Annotated in this window: 13 protein-coding genes; 5 read left to right on the top strand and 8 right to left on the bottom strand. The window is 72.4% G+C overall.

The window, feature by feature from the left end; all coding sequences use genetic code 11:
- Window positions 1-27: 27 nt before the first annotated feature.
- On the bottom strand, window positions 28-1,527 hold the full coding sequence (locus VFZ70_17680) for an HAD-IIIA family hydrolase (protein HEX6257645.1): 1,500 nt from the start codon (window positions 1,525-1,527) through the stop codon (window positions 28-30).
- A complete protein-coding gene (locus VFZ70_17675) occupies window positions 1,524-3,293 on the bottom strand; it encodes a carbamoyltransferase C-terminal domain-containing protein (protein HEX6257644.1) in 1,770 nt (589 codons plus the stop codon). The genes VFZ70_17680 and VFZ70_17675 overlap by 4 nt, the downstream gene beginning before the upstream one ends.
- A 224-nt stretch (window positions 3,294-3,517) precedes the next feature.
- On the opposite strand from VFZ70_17675, the gene VFZ70_17670 reads away from it, so the two are divergent.
- Window positions 3,518-4,387 carry a glycosyltransferase family 2 protein gene (locus VFZ70_17670; protein HEX6257643.1) on the top strand — a complete coding sequence of 290 codons (870 nt, stop codon included), beginning with the start codon at window positions 3,518-3,520 and terminating at the stop codon, window positions 4,385-4,387.
- 49 nt (window positions 4,388-4,436) lie between these two features.
- Complete coding sequence (locus tag VFZ70_17665) at window positions 4,437-5,162, top strand: GAF and ANTAR domain-containing protein (GenBank protein HEX6257642.1); 726 nt, start codon at window positions 4,437-4,439, stop codon at window positions 5,160-5,162.
- 64 nt (window positions 5,163-5,226) lie between these two features.
- Here VFZ70_17665 and VFZ70_17660 read toward each other — a convergent pair whose 3' ends face one another.
- Window positions 5,227-5,742 carry a cupin domain-containing protein gene (locus VFZ70_17660; protein HEX6257641.1) on the bottom strand — a complete coding sequence of 172 codons (516 nt, stop codon included), beginning with the start codon at window positions 5,740-5,742 and terminating at the stop codon, window positions 5,227-5,229.
- A gap of 128 nt (window positions 5,743-5,870) precedes the next feature.
- On the opposite strand from VFZ70_17660, the gene VFZ70_17655 reads away from it, so the two are divergent.
- Entirely contained in the window at window positions 5,871-6,860 is a 990-nt protein-coding gene (locus VFZ70_17655) for a magnesium transporter CorA family protein (GenBank protein ID HEX6257640.1), read from the top strand.
- 60 nt (window positions 6,861-6,920) lie between these two features.
- Here the strand turns inward: VFZ70_17655 and VFZ70_17650 are convergent, their stop codons facing one another.
- The 5 genes from VFZ70_17650 to VFZ70_17630 form a co-directional block, all read right to left on the bottom strand.
- Window positions 6,921-8,042 carry an acyl-CoA dehydrogenase family protein gene (locus tag VFZ70_17650; protein ID HEX6257639.1) on the bottom strand — a complete coding sequence of 374 codons (1,122 nt, stop codon included), beginning with the start codon at window positions 8,040-8,042 and terminating at the stop codon, window positions 6,921-6,923.
- Between the two features lie 11 nt (window positions 8,043-8,053).
- On the bottom strand, window positions 8,054-9,253 hold the full coding sequence (locus VFZ70_17645; GenBank protein ID HEX6257638.1) for an acyl-CoA dehydrogenase family protein: 1,200 nt from the start codon (window positions 9,251-9,253) through the stop codon (window positions 8,054-8,056).
- A 109-nt stretch (window positions 9,254-9,362) separates the two neighbouring features.
- Window positions 9,363-9,770, bottom strand: coding sequence for a pyridoxamine 5'-phosphate oxidase family protein (locus VFZ70_17640; GenBank protein HEX6257637.1), 408 nt, complete (start codon window positions 9,768-9,770; stop codon window positions 9,363-9,365).
- A 5-nt stretch (window positions 9,771-9,775) separates the two neighbouring features.
- Window positions 9,776-10,645, bottom strand: a complete 870-nt coding sequence (locus VFZ70_17635) for a universal stress protein (GenBank protein ID HEX6257636.1) — start codon at window positions 10,643-10,645, stop codon at window positions 9,776-9,778.
- 19 nt (window positions 10,646-10,664) lie between these two features.
- Window positions 10,665-11,078 (bottom strand): pyridoxamine 5'-phosphate oxidase family protein, encoded by a 414-nt coding sequence (locus VFZ70_17630; GenBank protein HEX6257635.1) that lies wholly within the window; start codon window positions 11,076-11,078, stop codon window positions 10,665-10,667.
- 200 nt (window positions 11,079-11,278) lie between these two features.
- Between VFZ70_17630 and VFZ70_17625 the strand changes: the two genes are divergently transcribed.
- Together VFZ70_17625 and VFZ70_17620 are read left to right on the top strand one after the other, a co-directional pair.
- The gene (locus VFZ70_17625) at window positions 11,279-12,250 is read left to right on the top strand and encodes a DUF5996 family protein (GenBank protein ID HEX6257634.1); all 972 of its coding nucleotides are present in this window, start codon (window positions 11,279-11,281) and stop codon (window positions 12,248-12,250) included.
- A gap of 125 nt (window positions 12,251-12,375) precedes the next feature.
- Window positions 12,376-13,554, top strand: coding sequence for an acyl-CoA dehydrogenase family protein (locus VFZ70_17620; protein ID HEX6257633.1), 1,179 nt, complete (start codon window positions 12,376-12,378; stop codon window positions 13,552-13,554).

The raw sequence follows: 13,554 nt of genomic DNA, 5'->3' as shown, positions 1-13,554 counted from the left end.
TCGAGGCCGGGACGTGTGGCGCATCACTCATGACCAGCCCCCGAGCGCGAGCTCGGCGGCATGGCGGAGGTCGGTCGCCACGACCGGTGCGGCCGCGACCTCGTCGTCCCGCGTGACCGCCGTCGGCACCAGGACGGCGCTGGCGCCGGCAGCGTGCGCGGCGGCGATGTCGCTGCCGATGTCGCCGATGACGACGCACCGTCGGACGTCGACACCCAACCGCCGGGCCGCTTCGACGATCATCCCTGGCAGTGGCTTGCGGCACCCACAGCCGTCGTCGGGGCCGTGCGGGCACACCACCCAGGGCCCCAGCGGGCCGAGCAGTTCCTCGACGCGAGTGTTGACCGCGTCGACCTGTGCCGGAGTCACGAGTCCGCGGGCCACGCCGCTCTGGTTGGACACGACCGCGGTCGGCACGCCGGCCTCGCGGATCATGGCGACGGCGTCGCGTGCTCCGTCACGCAGTGCGACCTTGTCAGGGTCGCCGTTGTAAGCGACGTCGGTGACCAGCGTGCCGTCGCGATCGAACAGCACCGCCGCGGCCCCCGGCCGCGGGACGCCCTCACGCAGCACGCGGACCCAGCCCGCGAGCCAGTGCCAGGTGGCCGCAGGCGGTATCGCAACGCTCGTGGCGGCCATCGTCGCGACCTCGTCCGCTGTCCGCGGTCCGGGTGCGATCCGCTCGCCGGCGAACGCGGTCGTCACGGCCGCCCATCCGGCGAAGGCGCCGCCCGCGAGCCGCCGGTGTCCGGCGCCCGCGGCGACGACGGCCGTGACCAGAGCCGCCGTCGCCACGAGGTGCCGTCGCCTGCGACCGCGGGCGACCTCCGCACGACGCCGCCAGTCGGCGCCGTGACGCACGCGCATCCGCGGATCGTCGGCGTTGCCGCGTTGCAGTGCGATGCTGATCCACGGCCCTGCGGGGCGTACCGGATGGCGCACGCCACGGCGGCCCGGCACGATCCGCCAGCCGCGGTCGGTGACGCGCAGCCCCAGGTCCGCGTCCTCGCGGTACGCGCGCTGGAAGCGCTCGTCGAAGCCGCCGACCGCCACCAGTGCGCTGCGCCGGTACGCCATGTCGGCGGTGGCCCAGCGCGCCCGTTCGAGCCCGGCGACGTTGCGCTCCCAGTCCGTCGCTGGTCGGTCACCGGGCAACGGCACCGAGATGCGCCCCTGGCTGCCGGCGACCTCACCGCCGACGTCCAGATCGGCGGCGAGCCGGGCGAGCCAGTCGGGCTCCACCTCGACGTCGTCGTCGAGGAACGCGACCCACGGCGTGGACGCGGCCCGCCAGCCGACATTGCGGGCCGCGGCCGGTCCGCGCGCAAATCCCGGGAGCACGCGGACGCGGTCGTCCAACGGTGGCACGAGCGGGCCGGTCGACAGCGGTGCCGTGGCGTCATGGCGGTCGTCGACCAGCAGGACTGCGGCGGGCGCCGGGCCGTCCGCGGCCGCCAGCGACGTCAGCAGGTGTTCCAGCGATGGTCGGCCGATCGTGGGTACGACCACCGTGACGTCGCCGGTCATGCGCCCACCACCGGCTCGCTGCGCTCGCCCTCGCCCTGACGATCCCCGCCCACCGGCTCGCTGCGCTCGCCCTCGCCCTGACGATCCCCGCCCACCGGCTCGCTGCGCTCGCCCTCGCCCTGACGATCCCCGCCCGCGAGCCCGCGCCGCCGGATCAGGAACGGGCCGAGCGCCAACGCGTCGACGGGAGCCGAGCCGAAGCACTCGAGCGCGTCCCGGGGGTCGTCGACCATCGGCCGCCCTGCGGTGTTGAGGCTGGTGTTGACGACCACCGGCACGCCGGTGCGATGCTCGAGCGCGGTGAGCATGCGGGCGACCAACGGCTCGTCGTCGGGGTCGACCGTCTGGATCCGCGCGGTGCCGTCGACATGCACGACGGCGGGGATGCGCTCGGCCCACGCGGGGTCCACGCGATGGGTGAACAGCATGTACGGGCTTGGCAGCGGGCCCGCGAAGATCTCCGCGGCCCGGTGGGCCAGCACCATCGGCGCCACGGGCCGGAACTGCTCGCGGCCCTTGACGTCGTTGAGCCGTTTCAGGTTGTCGGACCGGGTCGCGTTCGCCAGCAGGCTGCGGTGGCCGAGCGCGCGTGGACCGTACTCGCTGCGGCCCTGGAACCAGGCGACGATCCCGTTGGCGGCGATCACGTCGGCGACCGCGACCGCGACGTCGTCGGGACGCTCGAACGCGATGTCGGCGGTCACCAGCCATGCCGCCAACTCGTCGTCGGACCACGACCGGCCGAGCGCCGCGGTGGTCATCGGTGCCACCCGGTCACCGCCCGTCGCCGCGACGTGCAGCGCGCCGCCCAGCGCCGTGCCCGCATCGCCCGCGGCGGGCTGGACCCAGATGTGCTCGAACGGCCCCTCCGTCGCCAGCCGCGCGTTGGCCACGCAGTTGAGGGCGACTCCGCCCGCCAGGGTGAGCACGTCGCGTCCCGTCCGGTCGTGCAACCACCGGCTGAGGTCGAGCAGCACCTCCTCGAGGCGGATCTGCACCGTCGACGCAAGGTCGGCGTGCTCGGCGGTCCACTCGGCGCCTTCACGACGCCGCGGAGCGAACGCCGACCAGTCGATCGGCTCGACCCGGAATCCGCCGTCGCCCGTCGCGCGAACCAACTCGCGGAACTGCCCCAACCAGCGCGGCGCGCCGTATGACGCCATCGCCATGACCTTGTACTCGTCGCTGGAGCGGCGGAACCCGAGGTGTGCCGTGACCTCCTCGTAGAGCAGACCCAGCGAGTGCGGCAGTGGTTGCGACGCGAGCACGTCGAGGTGGCCGTCGGTCGCCAGACCGGCCAGGTGCGACGTCGCCTCACCACGGCCGTCGAGCACGAGCACCGCCGAGTCGCGGTGCGGCGCGGCGAGGTGCGCCGACGCCGCGTGGGCGACGTGGTGCGGCACGAAGCGCACCCGTTCGGGGTCGAGTCCGGGCAGCGCGGTGCGTAGGAACAGAGGCGCTCGCCTGGCGTACAGCGTCCGCAGGCCCTCCCAGTCGTCGGCGACGACGTCGCCCGCCACAGGCGGGGCCAGGTCCGGATCGTACGAGTACGCGACGGCGTCGAGGTCGTTCGCGCGCAGCCCCGCCTCGGCCAGGCACCAGCGCATGGCCTGCTCCGGCAGTTCCCACGTCGCGAAGGGGACGGGCGGCTTGCCATGCTTGCGCCGCGTGAACCGCTCCTCCTCGGTCGCGGCGACGATGTCGCCGTCGACGACCACGGCAGCGGCCGGATCATGGAACACGGCGTTGACTCCGAGCACCCGCATGCAACGCACCTTCCTGTGACAGCCCGCAGGCTGCGATGTACAGGTGCGGCGGGGGCACGGCCGACGTATCCCGGCAGGGACCTGGCCGGAGAGGGACCCCCTTGCTACCCGCTCAGAACGGGTTCACGCATACGAAATTCGTCGCATGTGTATTCCAGCGGCGCAGGAATGTCCGCATGGCCAGGTGGGCACACGGTGGCGGCCACCGGGAGAGGAGCCCAGCGATGGTCGACGACCGCGTGAACGCGGTGATGATCACCCGCAACCGCGCCGCCGACGCTGCGGAGTCCGTCGCGGCGTTGCGCGACCTGCCCGAGCGTCCGCACGTCATCGTGGTCGACAACGGCTCTACGGACGGCACGACCGCCGCGGTCCATGCGCGTCGACCCGACGTCCGCGTGATCACGCTCGACCACAACCGCGGCTCGGCCGGGCGCACGGTCGGTGCGCGCGCGGCGACCAGCCCGTACGTGGCGTTCTGTGACGACGACACCGCGTGGCGGCCGGGCGCACTGCGGCGTGCCGCTGACCTGCTCGACGCGCACCCGACACTGGCGGTCGTGGCGGCCCACGTGCGGGTCGGCGACGACGGCCGGGACGATCCCGTCAGCGGGGCGATGGCCGGCAGTCCGCTGCCTCGCGTCCCGGGTCTGCCCGGCGTGCCGGTGCTGGGGTTCCTCGCGGGGATGTCCATCGTGCGCCGGGACGCCTACCTGAGCGTGGGCGGGTTCGTGCTGCGCGACGGTGTCGGGGGTGAGGAGGCGTGGCTGGCGGCCGATCTCGCCGCCGCCGGCTGGCACCTGGCCTACGTGCCCGACGTCGTGGCGCACCACCGCCCGTCGACCCGCCGTGACAGCGTTCGACGGCGCCGTGGCGACCTGCGCAACGCGCTGCTGTTCGCGTGGTCCCGGCACCGGGGCGCGGAGGCGGTGGACGCGACCGCGCGCGTGCTCCGGACGGCGCCCCGCGACCTCGACGGCCTTGTCGGCCTCGTTGGGGCGCTGCGGTCCGCCGGATGGGTCCGACGGCACCGACGACCGCTTCCCGAGGACGTCGTCTCGTCTCTGCACCTGCTGCAGGCCACCGCCACCTAGACTCAGGTCGTGTCGCGTTGACACGACCTGAGAGGGTGTCACGACGGTCATGGTGGACCACGACCTGCTGTTGGACATTCTGTTGCGCTTCTCGCGCACCCTCGTACGCCACTACAAGGTCGCCGACGTCCTGCCCGATCTGTGCGCCGACATGACGAAGCTGCTCGCCGTCGACGGCGCTGGGATCATGCTGGAGGACGAGCGTGGCGTGCTGCGCTTCGTTGCGGCGTCCGACGAGGTGGTGGGCAGGATCGAGCTACTCCAGCTGCGCGCCGGTGAAGGGCCGTGCATCCGCGCCTACGAGACGGCGTCGACCGTCGCCATCCCCGATCTGGCTACGACCGACGAGCTGCCGATGTTCGCTCCGCTGGCCGTCGACGCGGGCATGCGCGCCGTGTTCAGCTTCGCGATGCGCGTCGGGGACATCACGGTCGGCGCGTACAACATCTACCGGCGCCAGCCGGGCGAGCTCGACGACGAGGCCGTGCACGCGGCCGAGGTGCTCGCGGACCTCGCCAGCACGTACATCGTCAGTGCCGACGCGGTCGAGCGGTCGACCCTGCTGGCCACCCAGCTGCAGCGCGCGCTGGACAGCCGGGTCGTCATCGAGCAGGCCAAGGGTGTGCTGTCGCACGCCTGGGGCGTCAACGTCGACGACGCGTTCGAGCAGCTACGCACCTACGCGCGCTCGGGCCGGGTACGGCTGCACGACGTCGCCGTCGACCTCGTGGAGGGACGACGCACCCCGGAGGACATCCGCTCCGCGGGCGACTGACGCCCGCTCTCAGCACGGCGGTCCGCAGCGGGCCTGCCCGGCAGCGGCCCGGTCGAACCGGCGATCACACGATCCGGTCGACGAGGCCGTGTTCGGCGATGACGATCGCGGTCGCGTCGCCGTCGTACTCGAGCCCGTAGCGGGCGGAGATCGCGGCGCCGGCCTCGGCGTCGTCCGGTGTGGTGCGCAGCAGGTCCGCGACCTCGACGAACAGTTGCTCGAACCCGGCGGGCGAGATGATCTCCAGCAGGCGCGCGGGCGCGTCGGTCGCGTTCCAGAACGTGTGCCAGACGTCGCGAGGCTTGTAGACCAGGTCACCGGGCTCCCCGTACACCACGGTCGAACCCAGCTGGAAGCCCCAGCGTCCCTCCAGCACGAACGAGAACTCGTCCTCACGGGAGTGGCGGTGCACGGGTGCCGCCAGCCCGCGAGGGACGATCGGATGCTCCACCAGCGAGAACCGGCCGTCGGACGGTCCACCGCCCACGACGAAGCGTGCGCCGAGCGTGCCCAGCTCGCCGGTGATGGTGTCGGCCGCCCGGACGACCGGGCTGCCCAGATCGAGGTTCAGGAACGACATCGGCTGCACCGTACCGCAGCCGACGACCCGGACGATCCCGGCCGATGCCCGGACGGGGCTGGTGATGACACGCGTCGCGGTGTGGGATGGGGGCGACCGCGCGGATGCCGAAAGAGACGGAGGCGCAGATGACGGTGGACGTCCAGGTGATCGACGCCGGAACCATCGCATCCCACCCGGCCGAGGAGCTGCCCACGCTGCTCGAGGGCACCGGCGGCGTCGTGTGGGTTGACATCGACGCATGCGACGCGCAGGCGCAGGGCGTGCTGGCGGACGTGTTCGCCTTCCACCCGATGGCGATCAGGAGCTGCGTCGAGCGCAACCGCGTGCCCAAGGTCCACGCCTACGCCGACCACGTCTTCCTCGTGCTGCACGGGCCCGAGCGTGGGCGTGCCGGTCACATCCACTACGTCGAGCTGGACCTGTTCGTCGGTCCCAACTACGTGGTCACCGTCCACGGGCCGGTGAACCCGGCCGTCGAGCCAGGGGTCGCGCTTCGCGAGACGCAGGCTGTGCACGATCGCATCGCCGCGGGTCGCCTGCGCCCCAAGGCGCCGCTGGAGCTGCTCTACGCGATCGTGTCGCGGGTCGCTCGCACCATGGAGCGCCTGATCGAGGACCTGACCAGCGATGCGTGGCGGCTCGAACAGATCGTGACCCAGGGCGACATCGACGACACCGAGGAATTCCTGGAGGAGCTGTTCCAGACCCGTCACGGACTGCTCGCGGTGCGCACGATGGCGACGCTCAGCCGTGAGATCCACGAGCGGGTGGCCTCGCTCAGCCGGTTCATCCCGCGCGCGGGCAGGCCGTTCGTCGACGACCTCGTCGAGCAGTTCGACCGCGTGCGCGGGATCGCCGACGGTCAGCAGCAGTACGTCGAAGGCGTGATCGAGCACTACCGCACGCGGGTGGAGACCAAGATGGCGATCGCTGCCGAGCGCCTGACGGTCATCGCCGTCGTGACCCTGCCGATCACGGCACTCGCGTCGGTCTATGGCATGAACATCATCGTCAACGAACGGACCGACGTCGCGCACCTCGGCGTCCTGCTCGTCGCCATGGCCGCCATGTCCGCGGCACTGCTGACCTGGGCGCGCCGCAGGGGGTGGTGGTGAGCCGCGACTGCGATCGCGGTCTGCGCGGCGCCCGCGAGGGGCCCGAGCGCCGCCGTCTCGTCAGGCCCGCGGTGGTTCCAGCAGCGGTGCGAGGCGTGCGCGGTGGAAGGCGCGCCCGCCGAGCAACGTCGCGTCGCTCCAGGCCCGCTTGAGGTACAGGTGCGTCGGGTGCTCCCACGTGAACCCGATGCCGCCGTGCAGCTGCAGTGCTCCGCCGCTGACCTCGGTGTGCGCCTGCGACGCGACGACGTGCGCCAGGCTGGCAGCGACCGCGACATCGTCGATGCCGACGTCCGCCGCCCACGCCGCGTGGTACACGGCCGAACGGGCGTGCTCGGTCGCGACGAGCATGTCCGCGCAGCGGTGGCGCACGGCCTGGAACGTACCGATCGGACGGCCGAACTGCATGTGCGTGCGCGCGTGCTCCACCGTGCGGTCGAGCATGGTCTGACACCCGCCGAGCTGCTCGGCAGCCAGCACGATCGTCGCGACGTCGGCGGCGCCGCGCACCGCGTCGACCACGGCCGGCCCGACCTGGAGCAGCGTCGCCTGCGCATCGGTGAACGTCACGTCCGCCAGCTCGCGGGTCAGGTCCATCGTGTCGACCGCCCGGCGGGTGACGCCGTCGGCGGCGCCGTCGACCAGCATGAGGGCGATGCCTTCGTCGGTGGTGGACAGCACGAGCAGGTCGTCGGCCCCCGCGCCGTCGAGCACGCCGCGGGCCGCGCCGTCGATCCGCCAGCCATCGCCCTCGGAGCGTGCGGTCGTGGCTGGTCGATCCGGCGTCCAGGCCCCCGCGTCGTCTGTGACGACCAGTGCGGCCAGCCGCTGCCCGCCGGCCACCGGCTCGAGCACCGTTGCGGCCGTCTCGCACTCGACGCGTGCCAACGTCTCGGTCGCCAGCGTGGTGCCGAGCATGGGCGCCGCCGCGGCCACGCGACCCAGCTCCTCCGCCACGATCGTCAGGTCGACGACACCGGCTCCCAGTCCACCAAGCGTTTCGGGCACCGTCAGACCCACGACGCCCAGCTCGGAGGCCAGGGTGGTCCAGAACTTGGTCGCCCAGGGCCCGTTGGCTGTGCGCTCGACGGCCTCGGGCGGCCATGCGCGCTGACACGCATCGCGGACCGTCTCGCGGAGCAGGTGCTGCTCGTCGCTGAACACGAACGGTTCGGTGGTCATCGTGCGCTCCCTCAGCTGCGCGGCACGTCCCGCCACGGAACGTCCTTGTCGACGCGCACGTCGCCGGGCAGACCCAGCAGGCGCTCACCGATGATGTTGCGCAGGATCTCCGACGTCCCTCCCTCGATCGTGTTGGCCCGTGACCGCAGGAACTTCCAGGTCAGTGACCGGTCCGCAGGCGGGGTGGTGTGCGGGTCGTCCGGGCCGGGGTGCGTGTAGCGGGTCGCCTCGACACCCAGCACGCGCATGCAGAAGTCGTACACGGCCTGGTTCAGCTCGGCGCCGACGACCTTGTCGATCGCACCGCGGGACCCCATCGGGGCATCGCCCTGCTCGGCGCCGTGGCGCCAGCCGGTCAGCCGCTGTGCCTCCGCGCGGACCGCGAGGTCGAGCAGGTGCTGCTCGTCGGCCGGCGTGCGCAGCTCGGGCCGCTGCGCCCAGAGCCGCAGCGCGTCGCCGATCGTGCCGTCCCCGCGCGCGGAGCTGCGCCCACCCAGCGCCTTGCGCTCGCTCATGAGTGTGGTCATCGCGACGCGCCAGCCGTCGCCGACCTCACCGAGGCGCCACCCGTCGTCGATCTCGACGTCGTCGAGGTACACCTCGTTGAACTCGGCGTCACCGGTCAGCTGGCGCAGCGGCCGCACGTCCACACCGGGGTGGTGCAGATCGACCACGAAGTAGGTCAGGCCCTTGTGCTTGGGGACGTCCGGGTCGGTACGTGCGACCAGCAGCGCCCATCGTGCGTGCTGGGCGAGACTGGTCCAGACCTTCTGTCCAGTGACCCGCCACACCCGGCCGTCCCACTCGGCCCGCGTGGCCAGGCCGGCGAGGTCCGAGCCGGCGCCGGGTTCGCTGAACAGCTGCGCCCACAGCTCCTCGCCCGTGAACAGCGGGCGCAGCAGCCGCTCCTGCAGCCGGTCCGACCCGTGGACGACGACAGTGGGCGCGGCCATCCCGTGCCCGATAGGGTTGCGCAGGAAGGCGTCGGGCGCGCCCGACGCCCGCAGCACCCGGTCCACGTCAGCCTGCCGTCCCTGCGGAAGCCCGCGTCCACCGCGCCCCGTCGGGAAGTGCACCCATGCGAGACCGCGGTCGAACTGCGCACCCAGGAACGCCACCGCACCGGTCTCAGCGGGTGGGTGGTCGCGGACCAGCTCCTCGGCGTCGACCACCACCCCCGTGCGTCGGTCGGTGCCGATGGTGTCGGTCATGGGCCTCACCGTCCGTCCGTAGGCGATGATCGACCGCGGCTGGATGGCCGCCGTGCCAGCCAGACGACGGTATCACGACCCGGATCGCGGCGGCCGGGGCGACCGCCGTTCAGCGCAGCCGTCGGCCGCTCACCCGATCGATGTCGAGCCGCAGGTGGTGCGACCGGTCGCCGGGTGCCCACGGCTGCAGCGGCAGACGGCGCGCCGCCTCGAGCTCGTCGTCATCGGTGACCATGCGCAGTCGCCCGAACGCGAGCACGCTCCACCCCTGTTCCCACGTCGTGTCGACGTGGTCGAGCTCGAAGGTGACCTCCTGCATCCGCAACGCCGCGAGCAACTTGCTGCCCGGTGCGGTGCGGAACCACAGCACCCGGCCCTCGGCTACGTAGTTCACCGGCAGCACGAGCGGTCGGCCCCCGTCGGCGAAGGCGAGGCGCCCCAGTCGCGGCCGGTGGGTCTCCAGCAGTTCGTGGCACTCGTCGGTCGACAGCGGTGTGAGACGGGCGTTCGCGTCCATGGCGTTCACGACGCGTGGACGACGACGACCGGACCGTGGGCGTGCGTCAGGCACTGCTGGCTGACCGACCCGAGCAGCAGCCCGGCGAACCCGCCCCGCCCGCGGCTGCCGACGACCAGCATCGACGCGGGGGAGGCCGCATCGTCCATCAGCACCCGGGACGGACGCCCACTGACGACCCGTTGGTTGACGGCACGATGGTCCGCGCCGAGCTCGTCCTCCACGATCTGCGCCAGCCCGATCCGCGCGCGTCGGTCGGCCCGCTCGCGCTCGACCGCCGACGCATTCGAATCGGCGGGATCCGGATCGGAGCCCGGTCGGACCTGGACGGCACGGAGCGGCACATCGCGGAGGCGGGCCTCCTCCGCAGCCCAGGCCAGCGCCTCGCGCGACGCCGCCGAACCATCGACGCCAACCACGACCGATATCGTCTCGACCGGGTCACCGCCGGCGTCGTCGGCCGCCGGGACGACAGCGACCGGCACGTTGGCGTGCGCCGCGACCTGCTGGCTCACCGAGCCGAGCAGCAGGCCGGGGAAGCCACCCAACCCGCGGCTGCCGAGCACGACCAGATCGGCGTCCCGCGTGTTGTGCAGCACGGCGGCCGCGACGCCGCGGCCGGACACCAGCGGTACCTCGACCCGGACGTCTGCATCCGAGACGCCGGCGCGCTCCAAGGCGTCGGCAACCGTGCGCACGCCCGCGTCGTGTTCGCGGTCGTGCGCCAGCTCGCGGTTCAGCGGCCCCGTCAACCGGGACACGTGGATGGCGTGCAGGACGGTGAGCGACGCGGATCGCAGCTGCGCCTCGTGCACGGCCCATACCAGTGCGCGGTCCGCGTGGGCCGACCCGTCCACAGCGACGACGATCTTCATCAGCTGCCTCCCTCGTGCGTCAGGTCAGACGCCGGCCCGACACTCCCGCGATGTCCAGTCGGAGGTAGTAGGGCCGGCCCTCCGTGCCGGCCCACGGCCGCAGCGGCCGTTGTCGCACGTCGTCCAGCTCCGCCTCGTCGGTCACCTGGACGAGGCGTCCGAACGCCAGCACGCTCCAGCCCTCCCGCCAGACCTCGTCGACCTCGTCGATCTCGAAGGCCACGTCGTCCTGGTTCGCGGCGGCGGCCAGCTTGCTGCCCGGGCCGGTCCTGAAGTACAGCGCGTCGCCGACCGCGACGTAGTTCATCGGCAGCACCAACGGGACGCCGTTGCGCATGAACGCGAGACGACCCAGGCGTGGGCGGTGGCTGACCAGCAGGCGGAGGCACTCCTCGGCGGACAGCTCGATCAGTGCGTTGCGGTGCTCGCGCATGCGCACCTCCCAGTCGGTCGCCTGGTGTGAGCGTGCCGTGATCCGCTGGTGTCCCGCAGGCCGTTGGGCCCCTCGCGACGGGGGCCTTGGTCCGCATCGGCCGAGAGGAGCGCGCGGACGTTGATCGGCGCCGCCGCGCAGGTCCGCGCGTGGGTGGACGCTACGATCCACAGCCCGCCGCCGCGACGAGGAGGCCCAGCATGGCCGCACGTTGGCATCCACCAGCATCGGATCCCTCCGCGTGGCCGGAGCTGCCGTGGGCGGAATGGGCCGACGCGCTCGAGGCGCTCCACCTGTACGCACAGATCGTCGGCAAGATCCGTCTGGCGTGCGGTCCGTGGCTCAACCACTCGTGGGGGGTGGCGCTCTACGTGACCGCGCGGGGTCTCACGACGTCGTTCGTGCCGTACCGTGGTGAGGGGTTCGAGGTGGACCTCGACCTGACGCGCCTGCGCGCCCAGATCGTGACGACCGCCGGTGCCGTCGAGCACGTGCCGTTCGCGTCGATCAGCGTCGCTGCCTTCCACGACGCGGTGCTGGCCGCGATGGGCGCGGTCGGCATGCCCGTCACGATCCATCCGGTGCCCAGCGAGATCGCCGACGCCACACCGTTCCCCGACGACACCGACGAACGCGTCGTCGACCCCGACCACGCCGTGGCGTTGTGGCGCGCGCTCGTGCAGGCCCATCGCGTGTTCACCGAGTTCCGTGCCGGGTTCCTCGGCAAGGTCAGCCCGGTGCACCTGTTCTGGGGTGCCTTCGACCTGGCGGTCACCCGCTTCTCGGGCCGCCCGGCCCCGCCGCACCCCGGCGGCCTGCCGAACTTCCCTGACGCCGTCGCGCGTGAGGCCTACTCGCACGAGGTGACCAGCCTGGGGTTCTGGCCGGGCAACCGCGAGTCTCCGACCCCGATCTTCTACGCGTACGCGTACCCCATGCCTGGTGGGTTCGCCGACGCGTCCGTCGAACCGGACGAGGCGTTCTGGCTCGACGCGCTCGGTGAGTTCGCACTGCCGTACGACGCGGTGCAGGCCGCGGACGACCCCGACGCCGCGTTGCTGGCGTTCGCGCGCAGCACCCACGCGGCGGCCGCCGACCTGGCCGGCTGGGACCGGTCGGCGCTCGAGTCGTCGGACCCGCACCCGGCGACCTGGTGGCACCGCAACGGCTGACCGGTCGCGGCTGGCGCGTCACCGCCGTCGGCGGGGTCCGTGCTGTCGGTGTCGCGGGATTGGCCCGGTCGTTACAGTTGCCATGGTGGGCGCGCGAGGTCGCCCGACGAGGAAAGGGCCGTGGCATGTCGGTGCTGACCGATCCTCCCCAGGCGCGTGACTTCCTCGCGCTCGACCGGCTGCTGTCCGACGAGGAGGTGCTGATCCGCGACACGGTCCGGCGCTTCGTCACCGACCGCGTCGTCCCCGACGTCGGGGACTGGTTCGAGCGCGGCGTGTTCCCCCGTGAGCTGATCAAGGAGATCGCGGCACTGGGCCTGCTCGGCATGCACCTGGACGGGTACGGATGCGCGGGCACCAACGCGACCAGCTACGGGCTCGCGTGCCTCGAACTGGAGGCCGGCGACACCGGTGTGCGCAGCTTCGTCTCGGTGCAGGGCTCACTGGCGATGTTCCCGATCTGGGCGTACGGCTCGGAGGAGCACAAGCAGCAGTGGCTGCCCGCGATGGCCGCCGGCGAGGCGGTCGGGTGCTTCGGGCTCACCGAGCCCGACTCGGGCAGCGATCCCGCCAGCATGCGCACGCGCGCCCGTCGTGACGGCGACGACTGGGTGCTCGACGGCACGAAGATGTGGATCACCAACGGCGGCATCGCCGATGTCGCGGTCGTGTGGGCGATGACCGACGACGGTGTCCGCGGCTTCGTGGTCCCGACGGGCACGCCTGGGTTCACGGCGAACCCGGTCGAGCACAAGCTGTCCCTGCGCGCGTCGGTCACGTCCGAGCTGGTGCTCGAGGGTGTGCGGCTGCCGGGTGACGCGGTGCTGCCGGGTGTCCGCGGCATGCGCGGTCCGTTGTCGTGCCTGTCGGAGGCCCGGTTCGGGATCGTGTTCGGCGCGATGGGAGCTGCCCGGGCGTGCTACGAGTCCGCGCTGGACTATGCCGGCGCACGTGAGCAGTTCGGCCGGCCGATCGCGGCGTTCCAGCTGACCCAGCGCAAGCTGGTCGACATGATGGTCGCGGTCAACCGCGGCACCGTGCTGGCGCTGCACCTCGGGCGCATGAAGGACGCGGGCGAGCTCGCCGCCGCGCACGTCAGCCTCGGCAAGCTCGACAACGTCCGGGTGGCGCTGGAGGTGGCCCGCACCGCGCGGTCCGTCCTCGGCGCGAATGGCGTGACGCTGGAGTATCCGGTGATCCGGCACATGAACAACCTCGAGTCGGTGTTCACGTACGAGGGGACGAACGAGATCCACACGCTGATCCTCGGTCAGGCGCTGACCGGCCACGCCGCCTTCTCGTAG

It is taken from the genome of Euzebyales bacterium, from assembly GCA_036374135.1.
In the GTDB taxonomy this organism is placed as follows: domain Bacteria; phylum Actinomycetota; class Nitriliruptoria; order Euzebyales; family JAHELV01; genus JAHELV01.
The sequence above is the reverse complement of the archived record's forward strand: the minus strand, read 5'-3'. Positions and strand labels throughout refer to the sequence as shown.

What these genes read in the sequence shown, in the direction of transcription:
- VFZ70_17620 (HEX6257633.1), top strand. Translation starts at nt 12,376, where the DNA reads ATGTCGGTGCTGACCGATCCTCCCCAGGCGCGTGACTTCCTCGCGCTC.
- VFZ70_17640 (HEX6257637.1), bottom strand. Translation starts at nt 9,770, where the DNA reads ATGGACGCGAACGCCCGTCTCACACCGCTGTCGACCGACGAGTGCCAC.
- VFZ70_17665 (HEX6257642.1), top strand. Translation starts at nt 4,437, where the DNA reads ATGGTGGACCACGACCTGCTGTTGGACATTCTGTTGCGCTTCTCGCGC.
- VFZ70_17650 (HEX6257639.1), bottom strand. Translation starts at nt 8,042, where the DNA reads ATGACCACCGAACCGTTCGTGTTCAGCGACGAGCAGCACCTGCTCCGC.
- VFZ70_17675 (HEX6257644.1), bottom strand. Translation starts at nt 3,293, where the DNA reads ATGCGGGTGCTCGGAGTCAACGCCGTGTTCCATGATCCGGCCGCTGCC.
- VFZ70_17670 (HEX6257643.1), top strand. Translation starts at nt 3,518, where the DNA reads ATGGTCGACGACCGCGTGAACGCGGTGATGATCACCCGCAACCGCGCC.
- VFZ70_17625 (HEX6257634.1), top strand. Translation starts at nt 11,279, where the DNA reads ATGGCCGCACGTTGGCATCCACCAGCATCGGATCCCTCCGCGTGGCCG.
- VFZ70_17635 (HEX6257636.1), bottom strand. Translation starts at nt 10,645, where the DNA reads ATGAAGATCGTCGTCGCTGTGGACGGGTCGGCCCACGCGGACCGCGCA.
- VFZ70_17645 (HEX6257638.1), bottom strand. Translation starts at nt 9,253, where the DNA reads ATGACCGACACCATCGGCACCGACCGACGCACGGGGGTGGTGGTCGAC.
- VFZ70_17680 (HEX6257645.1), bottom strand. Translation starts at nt 1,527, where the DNA reads ATGACCGGCGACGTCACGGTGGTCGTACCCACGATCGGCCGACCATCG.
- VFZ70_17655 (HEX6257640.1), top strand. Translation starts at nt 5,871, where the DNA reads ATGACGGTGGACGTCCAGGTGATCGACGCCGGAACCATCGCATCCCAC.
- VFZ70_17630 (HEX6257635.1), bottom strand. Translation starts at nt 11,078, where the DNA reads ATGCGCGAGCACCGCAACGCACTGATCGAGCTGTCCGCCGAGGAGTGC.
- VFZ70_17660 (HEX6257641.1), bottom strand. Translation starts at nt 5,742, where the DNA reads ATGTCGTTCCTGAACCTCGATCTGGGCAGCCCGGTCGTCCGGGCGGCC.